This is a genomic window from Sporichthya polymorpha DSM 43042 (assembly GCF_000384115.1).
In the GTDB taxonomy this organism is placed as follows: domain Bacteria; phylum Actinomycetota; class Actinomycetes; order Sporichthyales; family Sporichthyaceae; genus Sporichthya; species Sporichthya polymorpha.
In genome coordinates this window covers 3010879-3030765 of the sequence record NZ_KB913029.1, presented here as the reverse complement: position 1 = coordinate 3030765, position 19887 = coordinate 3010879, and the positions used below count along the sequence as shown (strand labels likewise).

The window sequence follows — 19887 nt, the reverse complement described above, 5'->3', positions numbered from 1 at the left end:
CGGGCCGCCGTCAGTGCTTCGCCGGGACGAAACCGACGCGCTCGTAGACCTGCGCCAGCGTCTCGGCGGCGACGGCCCGGGCCTTCTCGGCGCCCTCGGCCAGGATCGCGTCGAGGCCCGCCATGTCGTCGAGGAAACCGTGGGTGCGCTCGCGGAACGGCGTCACGAAGTCCACGACGGCGCCCGCGACCTCCTTCTTCAGGTCCCCGTAGCCACGGCCCTCGAAGGACGCGACCAGGTCCGGGATCGGCGTCCCGGTCAGCGCGGACGCGATCGTCAGCAGGTTCGAGATGCCGGGCTTGTTCTCCTCGTCGAAGCGGATCTCCCGCTCGGAGTCGGTGACCGCGCTCTTCACCTTCTTCTCGGAGACCTTCGGCTCGTCGAGCAACTCGACGATGCCGCCCGGCGAGGAGGACGACTTGCTCATCTTCGCCGTCGGGTCCTGCAGGTCGGTGATCTTCGCGGTCGCCTTCAGGATGTACGGCTCCGGGACGCGCAGGGTCTCGCCGAAGCGGTGGTTGAACCGCTGCGCGAGGTCGCGCGTGAGCTCGAGGTGCTGGCGCTGGTCCTCGCCCACCGGGACCTGGTGGGCCTGGTAGAGCAGGATGTCCGCCGCCTGCAGGATCGGGTACGTGAACAGACCGACGGTCGCGCGGTCGGTGCCGCCCTTCGCCGACTTGTCCTTGAACTGCGTCATCCGGGAGGCCTCGCCCATCCCGGTCAGGCAGTTGAACACCCACGCGAGCTGCGAGTGCTCGGGCACGTGGCTCTGGACGAACACGGTGCAGCGCTCCGGGTCCAGGCCGGCCGCCAGCAGCTGCGCCACCGAGACCCGTGTCCGCTGCCGGAGCAGGGCCGGGTCGTGCTCGACAGTGATCGCGTGCTGGTCCGCGATGAAGTAGAACGCGTCGTGGGTGTCCTGCAGACCGATCCACTGGCGGACCGCACCGAGGTAGTTGCCGAGGTGGAAGGAGTCCGCGGTCGGCTGGATCCCCGACAGCACCCGCGGTCGATCAGCGTTACGAAGAGGTGTGTCACGGCGGGCCGACATGGGCGCCATTCTTGCAGCCCCTCCGGATCGGGCGGGACGGCCTTGATCCGGGCCCGGAGACCCGCGAGAACACCCACCGCGGGCGAGAACCCGTTGGGGAACGGTGTCACCAGCCCAGCGTAGGTTGTCCCTATGCCCCGCCGCGGCCGCGTCAGCGCCACGACGCTCGTCCTCGTCCTCGTGCTCGCAGCCGGCTGCGGGTCGGACGACCCGGCGGAAGCACCCGCTCAGGCCCAGGCGCCGTCCTCGACTCCCGATACGACGTCGATTGATCCCGGAACGGCCCAGGCGTTGTTGGACGAGGCCCTGGCGGTGGCGACGAGCAACCGCACTGCGCAGTTTCAGACGACCGTGTCGCAGCGGTTCGGATCCGAGATCGCCGGGTGGTACCTGCGCGGCTTCTACAACGCGCGCCAAGGACGCTGGGAGGCCGACTCGACGATGCGCTCCGGAACTGCGGACGGCAAGATCGGGAAGCCCGTATCAGCGGATCTGCGCTTCAGCGAAGGAGTCCTCTACACCTCGGTGTTTCAGTGGCCGGCTCGGTTGAGCGGCCGGTGGCTCGCGGAGGATGACACCTACCCAGGCAGCGCGGACGAGAAGTTTCCGCCCATGCTCGAGGCCCTGAGGGAAGCTCAAGCGACGTCGGCGCGCGATCGTGGTGCAATCACTCCGGGCCATGCCGTCACCGCGACCGTCCCCGCGCCGGTCGCGCTCCGGCTGCTCAACCTCGGTTGGGTGCTGATCGACGTCGGCGTCGATCCCTGGACCGTTCCCGGAGAGGCAACGCTGACGGTGGATCTGGACACCGAGCGGCGGCCCCGTGCGATCCGCTTGGCAGGTGACAGCCTGAAATTCGATGACCCGGGTGCCCTTCCGCCTGGCTTTCTCGACCGAGCGGCGGGGGCACGCTTCGAGAGCAACCTGACCGACTTCCAGACCGAGGTGTCCGTGACGGTCCCCTCCGGAGCGATGCTGATCGATCCCGACCGGGAAACGGTCCCGTCGTCCCCCGGGCGCCGCACGTGATCGCGACGTCCGAAGATGTGGTCGCGATAGCGGCCACATCTTCGGACGTCGGAAGTGCCGCCCTGACCGGGCCGTGCGCAGATCCGGCGCTCGCCCAGGTATCTTGACCTCAAGCTAATTGGAAGTTCAGCACGCACGTCGGCGACCGCAGGAGGCGCTCCGCACCCATGGCCACGATCATCTACACCCAGACCGACGAGGCGCCGCTGCTGGCGACCTACTCGTTCCTGCCGATCATCCAGGCTTACGCGTCCAAGGCGGGCGTCGAGGTCGAGACGCGGGACATCTCCCTCGCCGGCCGGATCCTCGCGCAGTTCCCGGACCGCCTGACCGAGGACCAGCGCATCGGGGACGCGCTCTCCGAGCTCGGCGAGCTGGCCAAGACGCCGGCCGCGAATATCATCAAGCTGCCGAACATCTCGGCGTCGATCCCGCAGCTGAAGGCCGCGATCGCCGAGCTGCAGGGCAAGGGCTACAACCTGCCGGACTACCCCGACGATCCGAAGACCGACGAGGAGAAGGCCGTCCGGGCCGCGTACGACAAGGTCAAGGGCAGCGCGGTCAACCCGGTCCTGCGCGAGGGCAACTCCGACCGCCGCGCGCCCGCGTCGGTGAAGAACTACGCCCGTAAGCACCCGCACCGCATGGGCGCGTGGAGCTCGGACTCCAAGACCAACGTGGCCACCATGAGCGCCGACGACTTCCGTTCGAACGAGAAGTCCGTCGTGCTCCCGGCCGACGACACCCTGACGATCGAGCTTCACGGCGCCGACGGCTCGGTCACCGTGCTCAAGCAGGGTCTCAACGTCCTCGCCGGCGAGGTCGTGGACGGCACCGTTCTGCGGGTCGCCGCGCTGCGCGAGTTCCTGACCGCGCAGGTGCAGCGCGCCAAGGACGAGGGCGTGCTGTTCTCGGCCCACCTCAAGGCGACGATGATGAAGGTCTCCGACCCGATCATCTTCGGCCACGTGGTGAAGGCCTACTTCGCCGACGTGTTCGCCCGGTACGGCGACGACCTGGCGGCGGCCGGCCTGAGCCCGAACGACGGTCTCGGCGGCATCTACGCCGGGCTGGACAAGCTCAGCAACGGCGCCGAGATCCGCGCCGCGTTCGACGCGGCGCTCGCCGACGGTCCCGACCTCGCGATGGTCGACTCCGACCGCGGCATCACCAATCTGCACGTGCCGAGCGACATCATCGTGGACGCCTCGATGCCGGCGATGATCCGGACCTCCGGCCACATGTGGGGCCCCGACGGCAACGAGCACGACACCCTCGCCGTCCTCCCCGACAGCAGCTACGCCGGGATCTACCAGGTCGTCATCGACGACTGCCGCGCGAACGGTGCCTACGACCCGGCCACCATGGGCTCGGTGCCGAACGTGGGCCTGATGGCACAGGCCGCCGAGGAGTACGGCAGCCACGACAAGACCTTCGAGATCCCGACCGACGGCACCGTCCGCGTCAAGAACAGCGCGGGAGAGACGCTGATCGAGCACGAGGTCAGCGCCGGCGACATCTGGCGCGCCTGCCAGACCAAGGACGTCCCGATCCGCGACTGGGTGAAGCTCGCCGTGACCCGCGCCCGCGCCACCGGTGCGCCGGCGGTGTTCTGGCTCGACGAGAACCGGGCGCACGACGCCCAGCTCATCGAGAAGGTGCAGGCCTACCTGCCCGAGCACGACACCGCGGGCCTGGAGATCAAGATCCTCGCGCCGGTCGACGCGATCGCCTTCAGCCTCGAGCGGCTCCGCAAGGGCGAGGACACCATCAGCGTCACCGGCAACGTGCTGCGTGACTACCTGACCGATCTGTTCCCGATCCTCGAGCTGGGCACCTCGGCCAAGATGCTCTCGGTCGTGCCGCTGATCAACGGCGGCGGCCTGTTCGAGACCGGCGCCGGCGGCTCGGCCCCGAAGCACGTGCAGCAGCTGGTCAAGGAGAACTACCTGCGCTGGGACAGCCTGGGTGAGTTCCTCGCCCTCGCCGTCAGCTTCGAGCACCTCGCGAACGTGACGGGCAATGCGCGCGCGCAGATCCTGGCCGACACCCTCGACCGCGCCACCGGGACGTTCCTCGACGAGAACAAGTCCCCGGCCCGCAAGGTCGGCTCGATCGACAACCGCGGCAGCCACTTCTACCTCGCGCTGTACTGGGCGCAGGAGCTCGCGAACCAGAGCGAGGACGCCGAACTGGCCGCGGCGTTCAAGGGCCTCGCCGAGACCCTGGCGAGCTCGGAGGAGACGATCAACTCCGAGCTGCTCGCGGTCCAGGGCTCCCCGGCCGACATCGGCGGCTACTACCGCCCCGACGACGCCAAGGCCTCCGCGGTGATGCGTCCGTCGGCCACGTTCAACGAGGCCCTGGCCGGCCTTTAAAGCCTTACGTCCGAAGAAGTGGCTGCAATTGCAGCCACTTCTTCGGACGTTGTGGGGTGACTAGAGGTTCGCGACGTCGCCCTGCTTGGCGCGGACGGCCTCGGCGGCCTCCTTCAGCGCGGCGAGCTCGGTCTCGGTGAGGTCGCGCTCGACGACCTTCTTGATGCCGCCGGCACCGAGCTCGGCCTCGACGCCGAGGTACACGCCGGAGATGCCGTACTCCCCGTCGACCCAGCAGCAGACCGGCATGACCGCGCCGGAGTCCTCGGCGATGGCCTTGACCATGCGGGCCGCGGCGGCCGACGGGGCGTAGTACGCCGAGCCGGTCTTGAGCAGCGCGACGACCTCGGCGCCGCCGTTGCGGGTGCGCACGACGAGGTCCTCGATCTCCTCGGCGGAGAGCAGCTCCGAGAGCGGCTTGCCGTTGACGGTGCAGGCGCTCGGGACCGGGACCATCGTGTCGCCGTGCGAGCCGAGGGTCAGCGTGGTGACCGCGCCGACCTCGACGCCGAGCTTCTCGGCGACGAAGTTCGTGAAGCGCGCGGTGTCGAGCATGCCGGCCTGGCCGATGACCTTGTTCTTCGGCAGACCCGAGGCGAGCTGGGTCAGCGCGGTCATCTCGTCGAGCGGGTTCGAGACGACGACGATGACGGCGTCGGGCGAGTGCTTGACGATGTTCTCCGCGACGCCGCGCACGATCTTCGCGTTGACCTCGATGAGGTCCATGCGGCTCATGCCGGGCTTGCGGGGCAGGCCCGCGGTGATGACGACGATGTCCGAGCCGGCGGTCTTCTCGTAGCCGTCGCCGTCCGCGGTGGTGGTGGCACCGGTCAGCTTGGTCTCGAAGCCCTCGATCGGCCGGGACTGGTTCATGTCGAGCGCGAGGCCCTCGGGCTTGCCCTCGACGATGTCGGTGAGCACGACCTCGTCGAAGATGTCGTACTCCGCGAGGCGGAGCGCGGTGGTCGATCCGTAGAAGCCGGCTCCGACGACAGTGACCTTGCCCTTGCGCGCCATGACCAGCACTCCTTCATCAAACGGGGGCGACAACTTCGGGGACAGCACTCGACGACGCCCACACTTATTGTCTTGGCGTCAAGAGATTGCTCGGGAAAACCCTAGCCCGGCGATCAGGTGACCCCTCAGGCGGGGGGCGGGACCACCAGCGCCGCGAGGAGGACGCCGAGGCCCAACGCCGCGAGGGTGATGACGTCGACGAGCCGGCCGCGGACCACGAGCAGCCCGGCCGACTCGGACGGGAGCAGAGCCCGCAGCCCGGCCGCGAGGACCAGTCCCCCGGCGAACAGGACCGTCCCCCGCCGGAAGTGCTCGGAGAGGACGACGAGCACGCCCGCGGTGCAGACGGCGAGCACGCACACCAGCGGCCACTCCGCCGCCACGACCCGGCGCACGACGGACCGCGGCACCGGGCGCGGACTCGGACGGCCGGGGGTGCTCACGCCCGTCGGCTCAGATCCCGGCGGCGCGCTGCGAAACCGACTGCTCCGCGGCGAGCACGACGTTGTCCACGAGCATCGCGCGCGTCATCGGGCCGACGCCGCCGGGCATCGGAGCGATCCAGCCGGCGACCTCGGTCGCGGCGGGGTCGACGTCACCGACGAGCTTGCCGTCCTCCGAGCGGGAGGTGCCGACGTCGAGCACGACCGCGCCCGGCTTCAGCATGTCGGCGGTGACCAGGCCCCGGACGCCGGCGGCGGCCACGACGATGTCGCCCCGGCGCACGTGGGCGGCCAGGTCGCGGGTGCCCGTGTGGCACAGGGTCACGGTCGCGTTCTCGGACTTGCGGGTCAGCAGCAGCCCGAGCGGCCGGCCGACCGTGACACCACGGCCGACCACGACGACCTCGGCACCGGCGATCGGGATGACGTAGCGCGTGAGCAGCTCGACGATGCCGCGCGGCGTGCACGGCAGCGGCGCCGGTTCGCCCAGCACGAGCTTGCCGAGGTTCACCGGGTGCAGGCCGTCGGCGTCCTTGTCCGGGTCGATCAGACCGAGCACCCGGTTCGCGTCCAGACCCTTCGGCAGCGGCAGCTGGACGATGAAGCCGGTGCACGCCGGGTCGGCGTTCAGCTCCGCGACGGCCTGCTCCACCTCGGCCTGCGTCGCGGTCGCGGGCAGGTCGCGGCGGATGCTGGCGATGCCGATCTCCGCGCAGTCGCGGTGCTTGCCCGCCACGTACGAATGGCTGCCCGGGTCGTCGCCGACCAGCACCGTGCCGAGTCCGGGCGTGATGCCGTTCTCCGCAAGCTTCGCCACCCGCTGGGTGAGCTCCGCCCGGATCGCCGCCGCGGTTGCCTTACCGTCCAGGATCTTCGCCGTCACGGCCTCGATCCTAGGGGCGCCGCCCGCGTCAGCTCTTCTTGGCGTCGAGCGTCAGCAGGCCGAACGGGCTCGGCGCGTCGAAGCGGAGCTCGAGCGCAGGAACGCCGTCGACTGCGTGCACCCCGGCCCCGTCCGGGCGGTACACCCCGGTGGACGCGGCGAGCAGGTCCTTGACGGACTTCACGCCCTTCGACCCGTCCGAGACCGCGACGCCGTCGATCTTCGAGATCGCGACCGAGCGGTGCAGGATGCCGGCGTCCGTCTCACCCGGCAACGCCGGGAACGAGGCGATCGTGATCTTGTGCTTCAGCGCGACCGCGACGACCGCGAGCAGGACGCGGGCGTCGACCTCGCCGTTCTGCAGTTGCGTCTTGGCGGCGTCGGACAGTCCGACCTTCCCGGACGCGATCAGCGACTTGCCGGTGGCGACGAGCGCGTCGTGGTCGGCCTTGAGGTCGGCCGCGACCTTCGCCGCCGAGCCGGGCAGCACCTGGCGGACCTGCGTCCAGCCGCCGTCGGTGGTGAACACCGCGGCCGGGCGCGAGCGGTCGTACAACGCACGCACCGAGTCCGGCACGCCGGCCCCCGGCTCCTCGCCCGGGCCACCGACCAGCACGAGGAACGAGCAGCAGTTCTTGCCCAGGTCGAGCGGCGCGGTGCTCTCGTCCGGGTAGGTCGTCAGTGCGTCGGAGTCCTGGCCGTTCTGGATCAGCGTGTCGACCAGCGAGGCCGGGACCGCGACCGACCCGGCGCCGGCGAGGTTGTTGAGCACCCAGGCGCTCGCCTCCGCGGTCGGCGGGTTCTCCTTGACGCGGTTCTCCAGGAACCCGAGCCCACCGGCGGCGTAGGTGCCGACGGTCGCGCCCACGGCGATGATCGCGGTCGCCTGCGCGAGCCCGATCCACCGGCGGCGGCGACGCTTGCGCTCCGCCTCGGTCTCGTCCGTGCTCTTCGCCGGAGGCTCGGCCGGCGCGTCGGCGCCGCCCGCAGGGGCGGTCGTCGTCGCGTCGGTGCGCTGCGCCGGGACCAGCGGAGCCGGGCCGACCGGGGCCACCGACACCGGCGCCGCGGCGACGGGCGAGCCGTCGACCACGGCCGGGGCCGCGATCACGACGCGGTCGGCGGGCAGCGGCTTCCGGCGCCGGCGCGGGGCCGGCACGCTCTGCGCGAAGGTGGGGACGGCGACGGGCTCCGGGGTCCGGTCCTCGACGGTCTCAGCCGCCGTGGCGGCCGCAGCGGTGACCGCCGGGACGTCCGGGGCGGCGGGCGCGAGCCGGGCCGAGATCGTCTGGCCGGCGAACGGCAGCGCGCCCTCCGGACCGGCCTGGGCCGGGTCGGCCATCCAGGGCGGGAGCGTGGCCTGGGGGCCGGTCTCCGGGAGCTCGACGTCCGGGCCGAAGTCGAAGAGCCGCTCGGCCTCGTCGGCCGCCGGGTCGACCGCGGTGTCGATCGCTCCCGCGACCGCACCCGCGAGCGCACCGTTTCCGGTACTCCCCGTCACGATGGCTCGGCGCTCCGACCGCTCGTTGCTCACGCGTTCCTCCCCCGCCGCAGTTCCCCACCCGGCGTCCTATTCGCATACAAACGCCCAGGTAGCCGGACGGCAAGACAGCCATGCCGGAATGGAACGAACGGAGGATGCAAGACGAGCGGTTCGTCCTAGTCGGGGGGACAAAACGGACGACCCCTCCGGGCCACCCCGTCCCTTCCGCGGCGACGAACGGCCCGGAACCCGTCCCGGCGCGGTTCCCCGGACGGCCCCACCGGCCGGACCTCGCCGGTCACCGTCCGTGACGACCTCCCAACCCCCACTGGAGATGACATCTTCAGTGGGGGTTGGGAAGGCGCGGTCAGTGGGCGAAGTGGCGCGTCCCGGTGAGGTACATCGTGATCCCGGCGGCCCGGGCGGCGGTGATGACCTCCTCGTCCCGGACCGAGCCGCCGGGCTGGACGACGGCGGCGACGCCGGCGTCGATCAGCACCTGGAGACCGTCGGGGAACGGGAAGAACGCGTCGGAGGCGGCGACGGAGCCGGCGGCGCGCTCCCCGGCGCGGGCGACGGACAGCCGGGCGGAGTCGACGCGGTTGACCTGGCCCATGCCGACGCCGACGGTGGCGCCGCCCTTGGCGAGCAGGATCGCGTTGGACTTCACCGAGCGGATCGCCCGCCACGCGAAGGCGAGGTCGACCAGCTGCTCCGGCGAGGCGGGCTCGCCGCACGCCAGCGTCCAGTTGGCCGGGGCGTCGCCGGGGGCGTCGAGCTTGTCCATGGTCTGCAGCAGCACGCCGCCGGAGATCGGCCGGAACTCCGCGGCGCGGCCCGGCTGGATCGGCGCGGCCTTGAGGAGGCGGAGGTTCTTCTTCGACCGCAGGATGTCCAGAGCGGCCGGTTCGAAGTCGGGCGCGCAGATCACCTCGGTGAAGATCTCGGCGACCTGCTCGGCCATCGCCGCGGTGACCGGGACGTTGGTGGCGATCACGCCGCCGAACGCGGAGACCGGGTCGCACTCGTGCGCCTTGCGATGCGCCTCGGCGACGTCCGCGCCGATCGCGATGCCGCACGGGTTGGCGTGCTTGATGATCGCGACGCAGGGGTCGGCGAAGTCGTACGCCGCGCGGCGGGCCGCGTCGGTGTCGACGTAGTTGTTGTAGGACATCTCCTTGCCGTGCAGCTGCTCGGCGACGGCAAGGCCACCGGCGTCGGAGGCGTACAGCGCGGCCTGCTGGTGCGGGTTCTCGCCGTAGCGCAGGACGGCGGAGCGGGTCCAGGTCGCGCCGGCCCAGTTCGGCCACGGGGACTCCGGGTCCTCCTTGTACTGCGAACCCAGCCACGAGGCGACGGCGACGTCGTACTCGGCGGTGTGCTGGAACGCGGCGACGGCCAGCAGCCGGCGCGCCTCGAGCGTGAAGCCGCCCTCGGCGACGGCCGCCAGCACGTCGGTGTAGCGCTTCGGGTCGACGACGACCGCGACGCTCGGGTGGTTCTTCGCCGCGGCGCGGACCATCGACGGGCCACCGATGTCGATCTGCTCGACGCACTCGTCGGGGCTCGCGCCGGAGGCGACCGTGGCCTGGAACGGGTACAGGTTCACGACGACGAGCTCGAACGGCTCCACGCCGAGCTCGCCGAGCTGCGCGGCGTGGGCCTCGAGCCGGAGGTCGGCGAGGATGCCCGCGTGGACGCGCGGGTGCAGCGTCTTCACCCGGCCGTCGAGGCACTCCGGGAACCCGGTGAGCTCCTCGACCTTCGTCACCGGGACGCCGGCCTCGGCGATCCTCGACCCGGTCGACCCGGTCGACACGATGGAGACCCCGGCCGCGTGCAGCCCCTGGGCCAGCTCGGTCAGACCGGTCTTGTCGTAGACGCTGATCAAGGCCCGTCGAACCGGCCGCCGTCCGTCACTCATCTGAGTCTCCATCAGTTTTCAATCAGTTCGATGCTGCCGTGCCGAACCGCACCCGGCGGCCGTCCAGCACGAATCCTTCGCGGGCCATGCGACCGACGATCTCGACCAGCAGGCCGCGCTCGACGGTCTTGATGCGTTCGTGCAGCGAGTCCTCGTCGTCGTCGTCGAGGACCTCGACCGCGGCCTGGGCCACGATCGGGCCGGTGTCGACGCCCGCGTCGACGAGGTGCACGGTGCACCCGGTCACCCGGACACCGTAGGCGAGGGCGTCCCGGACCCCGTGGGCGCCGGGGAACGCCGGCAGCAGCGCGGGGTGCGTGTTCACGCAGCGACCGGAGAACCGGTCCAGGAACGTCGCGCCCAGGATCTTCATGAAGCCGGCGGACACGACGAGGTCCGGCTCGTGCGCCGCGACCGCGGCGGTCAACGCAGCGTCCCAGTCCGACCGCGTGGGGTGATCACCGACGCGGCAGACGAACGTCGGCACGCCGACCTTCTCCGCCCGGCGCAGACCCTCGATGTCGGTCCGGTCCGCGCCCACCGCCACCACGGTGGCGCCGTACGCCGGGTCGGCGCAGGCATCGAGCAGCGCCTGCAGATTGGTGCCGGACCCGCTGACCAGCACGACGAGGCGGGCTGCCCCCGGGGTAGAGCCGGACGCCGAGACTCCCACCTGCGCGACTGCTCCTGCCATCGGGGGTGCGAACTCCACGTTCCGGACGCCGGTCACGATATCCGCCCCCGGTAGGAGGAATTCACCTCCATGGCAAAGCGCCGGACGGAACGGGCCGAATCGGCGCACACTGACGCCGCCAGGATGATCGCGGCCTCCCTCCGGGTCGCGACACACACGCAGCGGCGGCAGCGGAAGGACTCGGCGATGTACGAGCGCGGATCGAACTCCTGGAACGACTCCTACGGATCCGGCGCGTGGAACTCCGGCGGCTCCACCGCCGGGGGCGACACCCGGCTGAACGGCTCGGCCAACGGCTCGGACCACGTCTGGTACCGGTCCCCGTCGGGTGAGGCGACTCCCCCGGCCCCGGCGTATGCGCCCCAGCACACCGCGCCGATCCCCACGCCGGCGTACCCGCTGGCGCCCACGGGTTACGACAGCTACACCGCGGCCCCGCCGGCTCCCCCGGCCGCCGCCACCTACGAGGCGACCACGTACGAGTCGGCCTACGCCCCGGCCTACAGCCCGGAGGCGACCCAGACGTTCGCGGCCGCCCCGGCGCCCGGCATCGCCGACGTCACCACCTACGACCCGGTCACCGGCCTGCCCCTGACCGAGACCGGCGCGCTCTACCCGATGCGCAACGTCGCCGGGCGGATGGCGATGGTCTTCGGCGTCCTGAGCATCCTGTTCACCAGCGTCCTGTTCCCGCTGTTCCCGCTGGCGTTCCTGTTCGCGGTCCTCGCCATCGTGCTCGGTCGCAAGGGCCGCCTGCGCGCCCGCTACGGCTTCGCCAGCAACCCCGGCAGCGCCGGCGGCGGCTTCGCGCTCGGGGTGATCGCCCTGATCCTCGCGACGGTCTGGACCGCGGCCGCCGCCTGGCTGTTCACCGCGTACTCCGCGACCGACTTTCAGAACTGCGTCCAGGACACCCACACCGTCGCCGAGGGCATGCACTGCATGGCCGACGTGGTGGCGGCGGGCTAGTCGCCGCGGGGCTGGTCCTCGGGATTGGCCTCGACGGCGTCGGACTGCGGTCCGGCGCCGTCGTCGTCCGCCAGGTCGTCGACGTCAGCAGCCGCCACGACCTCGATCGGGGTCCCGGCCGAGCCGTCCGCGGTGCGCTCCACCGTCGGCTTCGGCTCGGCCGCGGGCTTCGGCTCGGCCCCGGGCTTCTTCTGGGCCGGCTGCTTGTGGGCCGGCTGCTTCTGGGCCGGCTGCTTCTGGGTCGGGATCCGCGGCATCGGCATCATCGTGCGGCCCGCGACGCGCTCGATCGGCTGCCGGTAGTGCTCCCAGCCGATGCGGCCCGCGGCGAGGACCACGGCCGCGGCGGCGAGCTGCGCGGCGAGCAGGACGCCGACGAGCAGCCCGTTCGGGCCGAACTCGTCGAGGCGGCCCCCGGCGCCACCGGCGGAGAAGCCCGCCAGCACGCCGGCGCCCAGGCCGAGGACGACCCCGGCCACCGCGGCGGTCGCGAGCTCCTCGCGCCACCCCCGGCGCCGGCCACCCGCCGGACGGGCGAACCAGCCGACGACGCCGCCGGCGCCGACCGGGACCGCCACCAGCAGCCACGCGTACCCCGGCAGCGGGCCCGCGCCCGGCAGGGCGGCGAGCAGCGGCAGGGCGGGCAGCGCGTCGCCGTGCATCTCCCCGGTGAGACTGAGCCCGCCGTCGGCGCCGAGCGCGAACCCGGGGCCGGCGGCCAGCGAGATCACCCACAGCACGGCGTTGGGCAGCAGCGCCAGGCAGAGCAGCACGACGCCGACGCCGCCGTTCACGCCGCCGCCGACGAGGCCCAGCACGTCCGAGAACTCACCGGCGTGGACGATCAGCGAGAGCACCAGTGCCGCGGCGCCACCCGCGGCGAGAGCCAGCGCGCCGAATCCCGCGGCCCGGGCGGCGGTGCGCACCCGGTCCCCGACGCGGGCAACGGCGATGGCCCAGGGCCAGGTCTGCGGCACAACGCCGGCGATCACGCACGGGACGCCGAGGATCAGCGCGGCCCGCAGTGCGTCGGACAGGTCGACCCCGGCGCCGGCCCGGGCGCTCACCCAGGCCGCGACCCCGGCCGCGGTGGCGTGCCCGAGCAGGACGCCGCCCCCGACCATCGCCGCGGGGGCGAGCTCGTGGGCCGCGGTGGCGCGGGCGGCCCAGCCGGCCAGGCGGACCGTCAGCACGACCACGACCGCGGTGATCAGCAGCGGCGGCAGCACGAGCTCGTAGGTGCCGCTCTCGATGGGGGCGCGCTGACCCATCAGCCAGAGCGTGGCGGCCCCGCGGAAGGGCGCGGCACTGACGCCGTCGGAGACGATCGGCCCGGCCGCCCAGAGCAGGACGGTGATCGCCGAGAGCAGCGCGGTCCCCACCGCGGCCCCCAGGGCAGCGGCCCCGGCCCCCGCGGCGAGCAGCCAACGCGGGCGGGGCGTCTCCCGACCGGATCCGGGACGGGCGGAACGAAGCCGCGGCCCGGCGTCGAGACTGACCATTCGTCCACTGTGACCGTCGCGGATGTGAAGATCACGCACCGACACCACGTGTTCCGTACTACGCGCTCGGTGATCACCGCACGCGTCCTGCGGAACGGACATCTGTGACCTTGGGGGACGTTCCGACGATCGCCCCTCACCGCCCGTCACCGGTGCCTTCAATGGAAGCGTGGACCATGTCATCGATGCCACCTCCCCAGCGCTGTCCTCCGCGCTGAGCGCCCCGGCCCGCCCGCCGGTGGCCAGCTTCGTCGTCGAGGAGGACGTCGACCGCGAGCCCACGCTCGCCGAGCGCCTGCTGGGCGCCCCGGGCTGGACCTTCTCCGCGATCTGCGGCGCCGGCACGCTCAGCGTGATCTGGGCCGCCAGCTCCCCGACCGGCCTCGACCTGACCGGGGACCCGTTCGCCTGGGTGGGCCTCGCCTGCCTGGTGGCGTTCCTCGCCCGGTTCGTGGCCGCGGTCTCGCGGCGCACCTTGACCACCGCGTTCCTCGGTGTGCCGCTGATGGTCGCGGCCGTGGTCGGCCTCGAGTACGAGGAGCTCCCGCAGGAGCTGCGGTGGATGCAGGCCGAGGGCGGCTTCGAGTCGACCCTGCGTGCCCTCCCGACGGCCAAGAAGTGGGACCAGGGCGTCGCCGACGGTCTGACCCCGGGCCGCATCGGCTCCTACTGGGTCGACGGCGTCACCCGCGACAGCGCCGGCGCCGCCCAGTTCCACCTGGCCGGCCCGTTCGGCGGCACCACCGGCGCCGCGTTCACCTACCTCGTCGACGGGCCCACCGATGAGATCCGCGCTGCCAACCCCGGCGCCTCGTTCGACCACCTCAAGGGCAACTGGTACGTCGTCCGCCCCGCGAACTGACGCCCCGGCCACCCCCTGCGGCCTGGAACGCGCGTGAGCCCCGGTTCCCTCGAGGGAACCGGGGCTCAGTGCTCTGCGGCTGACGGGCGCGGAGCGCGCCGATGTCACAGCGTGGCGACGGCCTCGCGCATGAGGCGGGCGGTCTCGGACGGGGTCTTGCCGACCTTGACGCCGATGGCCTCGAGGGCCTCCTTCTTCGCCTGGGCGGTGCCGGAGGAACCGGAGACGATCGCGCCGGCGTGGCCCATGGTCTTGCCCTCGGGGGCGGTGAAGCCCGCGACGTAGGCGACGACCGGCTTGGTCACGTTGGCGGCGATGAAGTCCGCGGCGCGCTCCTCGGCGTCGCCACCGATCTCGCCGATCATCACGATGGCGTCGGTGTCGGGGTCGGCCTGGAAGGCGGCGAGGCAGTCGATGTGCGTGGTGCCGATGACCGGGTCGCCACCGATGCCGACGCAGGTGGTGAAGCCGATGTCCCGGAGCTCGTACATCATCTGGTAGGTCAGCGTGCCGGACTTCGACACGAGACCGATGCGACCGGCCTTGGTGATGTCGGCCGGGATGATGCCGGCGTTCGACTTCCCGGGCGAGATGATCCCCGGGCAGTTCGGGCCGATGATCCGCGACGCGGCGCCCTTGCTCTGGTTGTAGGCGTGGAAGCTGGCGGTGTCGTGGACCGGCACACCCTCGGTGATGACGACGATCAGCGGGACGCCCGCGTCGATCGCCTCGATGACCGCGCCCTTGGTGAACTTCGGCGGGACGAAGACGACGGAGACGTTCGCGCCGCCGTCGGAGACCGCCTCGGCGACCGAGTTGTAGACGGGCAGCGCCGCGCCGTTGAACTCGACCTTCTGACCGCCCTTGCCGGGGGTGACGCCGCCGACGATGTTCGAGCCGGAGTCGAGCATCCGCTGGGTGTGCTTGCGCCCCTCGGAACCCGTCATGCCCTGAACGACGATCTTGCTGTTTTCGTTGAGGAAGATTGCCACAGCTAGGTCCTTAGATCTGAGGGATCGTCAGCGGGCGGCGAGCTCGGCCACGCGGGCGGCAGCGCCGTCCATCGTGTCGACCATCTCGACCACGGACAGGTTCGCGTCGTTGAGGATGCGGCGACCCTCTTCGGCGTTGTTGCCGTCGAGGCGCACGACGAGCGGCTTGTTCACGGTCTGGCCCTGGCCCTCGAGGAGCGCGATGGCCTGGACGATGCCGTTGGCGACCGCGTCGCAGGCGGTGATGCCGCCGAAGACGTTGACGAAGACGCTCTTCACGGCCGGGTCGCCCAGGATGATGTCGAGGCCGTTCGCCATGACCTCGGCCGAGGCGCCACCGCCGATGTCGAGGAAGTTCGCCGGCTTCACGCCGCCGTGGGCCTCGCCCGCGTAGGCGACGACGTCGAGGGTCGACATGACCAGGCCCGCACCGTTGCCGATGATCCCGATCTCGCCGTCGAGCTTGACGTAGTTGAGGTCCTTCTCCTTGGCCTTCTGCTCCAGCGGGTCGACCGCGCTCTTGTCCTCGAGCGCCTCGTGGTCGGCGTGGCGGAAGCCGGCGTTCTCGTCGAGGGAGACCTTGCCGTCGAGCGCCATGATGACGCCCTCGGTGGTCTTCACGAGCGGGTTGACCTCGACCAGCGTCGCGTCCTCGGAGCGGAAGACGGTCCAGAGCTTCTGCAGCACGGCCTCGACGTCCGGCGCGACCTCGGCCGGGAAGCCGGCGGCCTGGACGATCTCGGCGGCCTTGGCCGCGTCGCAGCCGACGTTCGCGTCGACCGGGATCTTGGCCAGCAGGTGGGGGGTCTCGGCGGCGACCTGCTCGACGTCCATGCCGCCCTGCGTCGTGGCCATCGCCAGGAAGGTGCGGTTGGTGCGGTCGAGGAGGAAGGAGCAGTAGAACTCCGTCTCGATGTCCGCGGTCTGGGCGAGCATCACGCGGCGCACGGTGTGGCCCTTGATGTCCATGCCGAGGATCTGCTCGGCGAGCTGCTCGGCCTCCTCCGCGGTCTCCGCGAGCTTGACGCCGCCGGCCTTGCCGCGGCCACCGACCTTCACCTGGGCCTTGACGACCACGCGGCCGCCCAGCTTCTCGGCCGCGGCGCGGGCCTCCGCGGGGGTCTCGGCGACCAAGCCGCCCAGCACCGGTACTCCGTGCTTGGCGAACAGGTCGCGCGCCTGGTACTCGAACAGGTCCACGGCGGGGCCCTTCCTTCACGTATTCGGGGCAAATCCGCCGCGAGACTAGCCGCCCCTAACGAACCCGACGCGCACAGGGTTCCGCGGAGAGACCCGAATCACCGCCGCACAACGGCGGTGTCGCGACGTGAGCGCGAGCCGCGCGGCTGCGAGCGCTCCGCGGCCGGCGGCCGCGCAGAAGGTGTTTGGGCGGGGAGGAGTCCCTGTGCCCTTGACGGCCGGTGAACGGCGCCACGAGCGAAGGTCGCTGGCGGGCTGAGCCTCCCCGCGCCAGCAGGTTCGTCCGGCGCGGGGGCGGGGTCAAGGCTCTGAGCGATCTCCACGGTCTTTCCACAGGAAACCGGCGCTCCGGGACGTACCCGGACGCGAAGTCAAGAGGACGCGCGGGGCGAGTTGGAGCGGCGTTGACGCCGGCCGCGGACGGTGGTCACAGATCGGATTCGGATCGGCACGGAAAGCAGAGAGTGACCGTCGCCGGCTACGGAACGTGGGTAGATTTCACGGTAGCTCGGCGTGTCGGAACGGGTGGATTTTGCTCTTCTGCACGTCATGTCCACACCACACGGTCATGACTGGGGCCCCGGTAGTCACATCGGGTAACTTCAGCACCGGCCCCTGGTCACTTTGAGCGTTCTTTGCCGGGTGGCCGTGGGTGCATGACCGCGTGACCGTTACCGTTCGGGACTGCTGGAGTCGCAGCACTGCGCTTCAGCGGCACGAGTACCAACACCGAGTGACCGGGAGATGCCTCCGTGGCCAACGGCCGACATGCGCGTGGTGCTGAGCACCTCGACGCGCAGCTCGACCTAGACGCCTCGGCTCCGCTCTCGGTGCCGGCGCCCGAAATGCCGGTTCCGACCGGGCGGCGCCGCAAGGAGATCGCGGAGCCGGCCGCTCTCGTTACCGAGGTACCCCGTTCCGGGGCAGTTGAAGACATCGTCCCGGCCGGATCCGGCCGTCGCCGGCGCGTTCCCCCGGCGCCGGAGACCGTGCCCGCCACTGCGGCCCGCTCCGAGGCGCTCCCGGAGGCTCTGGCCGCCCAGCCGCTGCCGGCCCCCACCGGCCGCCGCCGCAAGGCCGCGGCCCCGGTCGAGAGCCTTGCCGAGATTCCCGCCGTCGCCGCGCTGCCGGTCCCCGAGGTCGCCGTCGCGCCCGGCACGGGCCGCCGCCGCCGGACCACGGCCGCGCCGGCTCCGGTGGTCGAGCCCACGATCTTCACCGCGGCCCCCGCCCCGGTCGTCGTCGCGCCGCCGGTCCTTGAGCTCGCGCTGGAGATCCCCGCCGGGCAGATTCCCGCCGAGCAGATCCTCGAGCCGGTCGTCGAACTGGCCACCCGCGCCGAGCGTCGCGAGGCGGCCCGTAAGCACGCCAAGCGCAGCGCCCGGACCCACGCGTCCAGCCGCCGCAAGGTCGTCGTCCTCCCGGCCGGTACGCCGAGCGGGACGTCGCTGATCGCCGGCGCCGCCGCGGTCGCGGTCGCCGCGGCCGGCGTGGTCGGCGCGGTGAAGGCCGGCGGCGGCGACGCCGACACCAGCGCCACGATGACCGGCGCCTCGGCCCTCGGGGTGACCGAGAGCGGCTCGCTGGTCGAGTCCGCCTCGGTGAACCGCGAGCAGGCCCGCGCCAGCCGCGAGCGCGCCCGCGACGCCCTCGCCGACCGCATCCGCGCCGCCGAGGAGCTGAAGCAGAAGCAGGAGGCGGCGGCCCGCGCCCTGGCCGCCGCGAAGGCTCGCGCCCAGCAGCTCGCGCTGATGGCGAAGAACTACAGCCTGCCGGTCCGGGGCTACCACCTCACCGCGACCTTCGGCGCCGGCGGTTACCGCTGGGCCGCCGGGCACACCGGCCTCGACTTCGCCTGCGGCTACGGCAGCCCGATCCGCGCCGTCGCGGCCGGGACCGTGATCTTCGCCGGCTACGACGGTGCCTACGGCTACAAGACCGTGATCCGGCACCTCGACGGCACCGAGAGCTGGTACGCCCACCAGTCGCAGATCCTGGTCCGCCGCGGCCAGGTCGTCGCCGGCCAGGTTATCGGCCGCGTCGGGATGACCGGCAACACCTCCGGGCCGCACCTGCACCTGGAGATCCGGGTCAACGACCGGCCGGTCAACCCCTACAACTGGCTCCGCTCGAAGGGTCTGCGCCCGTAGCGCACCCCGCGCCGGCACTCAGTGCCGGTGCTGCCCGCCGCTCACGGTGGTGTGGATCCAGCGCTGCGCGGCGGCGAACGACTCCTGCGAGGACCGGACGGCGTTGAGCGCGTGGCCGGCGCCCTTGACGACGTAGGCGTCGACCGACGGCACGTTCGGACCCAGCTTCGGGGCCTCGCTCGCGACGAGGTTCTCCGCCGTGTCGCACGGCGCCCCGAGGTCCCCGGACTCCAGGGAGCAGAACAGCGCGTCGTTGGTGCCGATCAGCAGGAACACCGGCACGCGGATGTCGAGCGGGGCCCGGAAGAACAGCGGGTAGTTGTTCAGCTCGGAGAAAGTGACGGTGCCTTTGGTGGCCTCGTCGGCGGCCAGCATGCGGTCGTCGACATTCGTGTCCGGCGCGTAGTAGGTGTCGTACCGGGTTCCCGGACGGTCCGTCAGATAGCCGGGGTCGTAACCCTTCTGGGCGTATGCCGGGTCGAGGAACGACGGGTAGAGCGGCGCCGACACGATCAGCGGCGTGTGGAACTCGCGGATGCTGTGGGTCGCTCCGGTCAGCACGACGGCGTCGACCTCGGGGTTGGCCGAGGCGGCGAACCAGCTCGTGATCGAACCGTACGAATGGCCGACGAGCACGACCTTCTCGACCGGCACGTTCTTCACCGGCGCCTGCACCTTGCCGGCCCGGAGCGCCGAGATCAGGGCGCGGACGGCCGCGGCGTTGGAGTTGACGTCGACCTGGAAGCTCGGCGGGTGCGAGCTCTCCCCCGCCCCGAGCCGGTCGATCGCGAGCGTCGCGTAGCCGGCCTTCACCGCGGCGGCCTCCCACGAGTACCGCTCGGAGCCGTCGGGGTCGGGCAGGTTCCAGTAGCGGTGGTCGTAGGTGATGCCGTGCACGAGGACCTGGACGGTCCGGGACGGGGAGTCCTTCGGCTGACAGAACCGCACGAAGATCTGCTGGTTCTCCAGCGTCGTGACGGCCGGCTCGGACGCCCCCGGCACGTACGGCACGGAGGTGAAGCTGAGCGGGACGCGGCTGGTGCGACAGACGCGTTCGGCGATGTCCTCGGCGGCGGCAGCACCGTCTGCGGCGTCGGCAGCGGTCGTCGGCAGACCGGCGGCGAGCAGGGCGGCGACCAGCCCGGTGAGCAGGCCACGACGGGACCAGCGAGAATTCATGGGGGCCTCACTCGGGAGCAGCCGCTCGCTCGGCAGGGGAGCGGTGAACTCGGAGGCTAAGGGGAACCTGAGAAACGGTCAATGTCAACCGATGTCGACCGACGTCGACCGATCCGTCCGCCTTCGTCACC

Annotated in this window: 16 protein-coding genes; 5 read left to right on the top strand and 11 right to left on the bottom strand. The window is 71.7% G+C overall.

From position 1 onward, the window contains the following. Positions 1–10: 10 nt before the first annotated feature. Positions 11–1051: a tryptophan--tRNA ligase gene (trpS, locus tag SPOPO_RS0114825; RefSeq protein ID WP_033385065.1), complete on the bottom strand. Its 1041-nt coding sequence runs from the start codon at positions 1049–1051 to the stop codon at positions 11–13. Positions 1052–1183: 132 nt separating this feature from the next. On the opposite strand from trpS, the gene SPOPO_RS0114820 reads away from it, so the two are divergent. Both SPOPO_RS0114820 and SPOPO_RS0114815 read left to right on the top strand, forming a co-directional pair. Continuing rightward, entirely contained in the window at positions 1184–2080 is an 897-nt protein-coding gene (locus SPOPO_RS0114820; RefSeq protein WP_019875636.1) for a hypothetical protein, read from the top strand. A 167-nt stretch (positions 2081–2247) separates the two neighbouring features. Then, positions 2248–4458 (top strand): NADP-dependent isocitrate dehydrogenase, encoded by a 2211-nt coding sequence (locus SPOPO_RS0114815; RefSeq protein ID WP_019875635.1) that lies wholly within the window; start codon positions 2248–2250, stop codon positions 4456–4458. Positions 4459–4518: 60 nt separating this feature from the next. On the opposite strand, the gene mdh is transcribed toward SPOPO_RS0114815, so the two are convergent. The 6 genes from mdh to purN form a co-directional block, all read right to left on the bottom strand. Next, positions 4519–5475, bottom strand: coding sequence for a malate dehydrogenase (mdh, locus tag SPOPO_RS0114810; RefSeq protein WP_019875634.1), 957 nt, complete (start codon positions 5473–5475; stop codon positions 4519–4521). Between the two features lie 125 nt (positions 5476–5600). Beyond that, entirely contained in the window at positions 5601–5918 is a 318-nt protein-coding gene (locus SPOPO_RS29705) for a DUF3017 domain-containing protein (RefSeq protein ID WP_084671121.1), read from the bottom strand. Positions 5919–5928: 10 nt separating this feature from the next. After that, positions 5929–6801 (bottom strand): bifunctional methylenetetrahydrofolate dehydrogenase/methenyltetrahydrofolate cyclohydrolase, encoded by an 873-nt coding sequence (locus SPOPO_RS0114800; protein ID WP_019875631.1) that lies wholly within the window; start codon positions 6799–6801, stop codon positions 5929–5931. Positions 6802–6829: 28 nt separating this feature from the next. Next, positions 6830–8335: a hypothetical protein gene (locus SPOPO_RS0114795; RefSeq protein WP_028984795.1), complete on the bottom strand. Its 1506-nt coding sequence runs from the start codon at positions 8333–8335 to the stop codon at positions 6830–6832. A 316-nt stretch (positions 8336–8651) separates the two neighbouring features. Then, positions 8652–10208 carry a bifunctional phosphoribosylaminoimidazolecarboxamide formyltransferase/IMP cyclohydrolase gene (gene purH, locus SPOPO_RS0114790; protein WP_033385063.1) on the bottom strand — a complete coding sequence of 519 codons (1557 nt, stop codon included), beginning with the start codon at positions 10206–10208 and terminating at the stop codon, positions 8652–8654. A gap of 22 nt (positions 10209–10230) precedes the next feature. Further along, positions 10231–10902, bottom strand: coding sequence for a phosphoribosylglycinamide formyltransferase (gene purN / locus SPOPO_RS0114785; protein WP_051098600.1), 672 nt, complete (start codon positions 10900–10902; stop codon positions 10231–10233). A 186-nt stretch (positions 10903–11088) separates the two neighbouring features. Here purN and SPOPO_RS34385 point away from each other — a divergent pair, with 186 nt between their 5' ends. Continuing rightward, a complete protein-coding gene (locus tag SPOPO_RS34385; protein WP_156869903.1) occupies positions 11089–11871 on the top strand; it encodes a hypothetical protein in 783 nt (260 codons plus the stop codon). Here SPOPO_RS34385 and SPOPO_RS0114775 read toward each other — a convergent pair. Continuing rightward, complete coding sequence (locus SPOPO_RS0114775) at positions 11868–13373, bottom strand: cell division protein PerM (protein WP_019875628.1); 1506 nt, start codon at positions 13371–13373, stop codon at positions 11868–11870. The genes SPOPO_RS34385 and SPOPO_RS0114775 overlap by 4 nt on opposite strands. Before the next feature lie 169 nt (positions 13374–13542). On the opposite strand from SPOPO_RS0114775, the gene SPOPO_RS0114770 reads away from it, so the two are divergent. Continuing rightward, positions 13543–14235: a hypothetical protein gene (locus SPOPO_RS0114770; protein ID WP_019875627.1), complete on the top strand. Its 693-nt coding sequence runs from the start codon at positions 13543–13545 to the stop codon at positions 14233–14235. Positions 14236–14339: 104 nt separating this feature from the next. Here SPOPO_RS0114770 and sucD read toward each other — a convergent pair whose 3' ends face one another. Then, entirely contained in the window at positions 14340–15227 is an 888-nt protein-coding gene (gene sucD / locus SPOPO_RS0114765) for a succinate--CoA ligase subunit alpha (RefSeq protein WP_019875626.1), read from the bottom strand. A 27-nt stretch (positions 15228–15254) separates the two neighbouring features. Continuing rightward, positions 15255–16427 carry an ADP-forming succinate--CoA ligase subunit beta gene (sucC, locus tag SPOPO_RS0114760; protein WP_019875625.1) on the bottom strand — a complete coding sequence of 391 codons (1173 nt, stop codon included), beginning with the start codon at positions 16425–16427 and terminating at the stop codon, positions 15255–15257. A gap of 752 nt (positions 16428–17179) precedes the next feature. On the opposite strand from sucC, the gene SPOPO_RS35665 reads away from it, so the two are divergent. Beyond that, positions 17180–18577 carry a M23 family metallopeptidase gene (locus SPOPO_RS35665; protein ID WP_084671118.1) on the top strand — a complete coding sequence of 466 codons (1398 nt, stop codon included), beginning with the start codon at positions 17180–17182 and terminating at the stop codon, positions 18575–18577. A gap of 18 nt (positions 18578–18595) precedes the next feature. On the opposite strand, the gene SPOPO_RS0114750 is transcribed toward SPOPO_RS35665, so the two are convergent. Then, positions 18596–19756, bottom strand: coding sequence for an alpha/beta hydrolase (locus SPOPO_RS0114750; RefSeq protein ID WP_019875623.1), 1161 nt, complete (start codon positions 19754–19756; stop codon positions 18596–18598). Positions 19757–19887 lie beyond the last annotated feature (131 nt).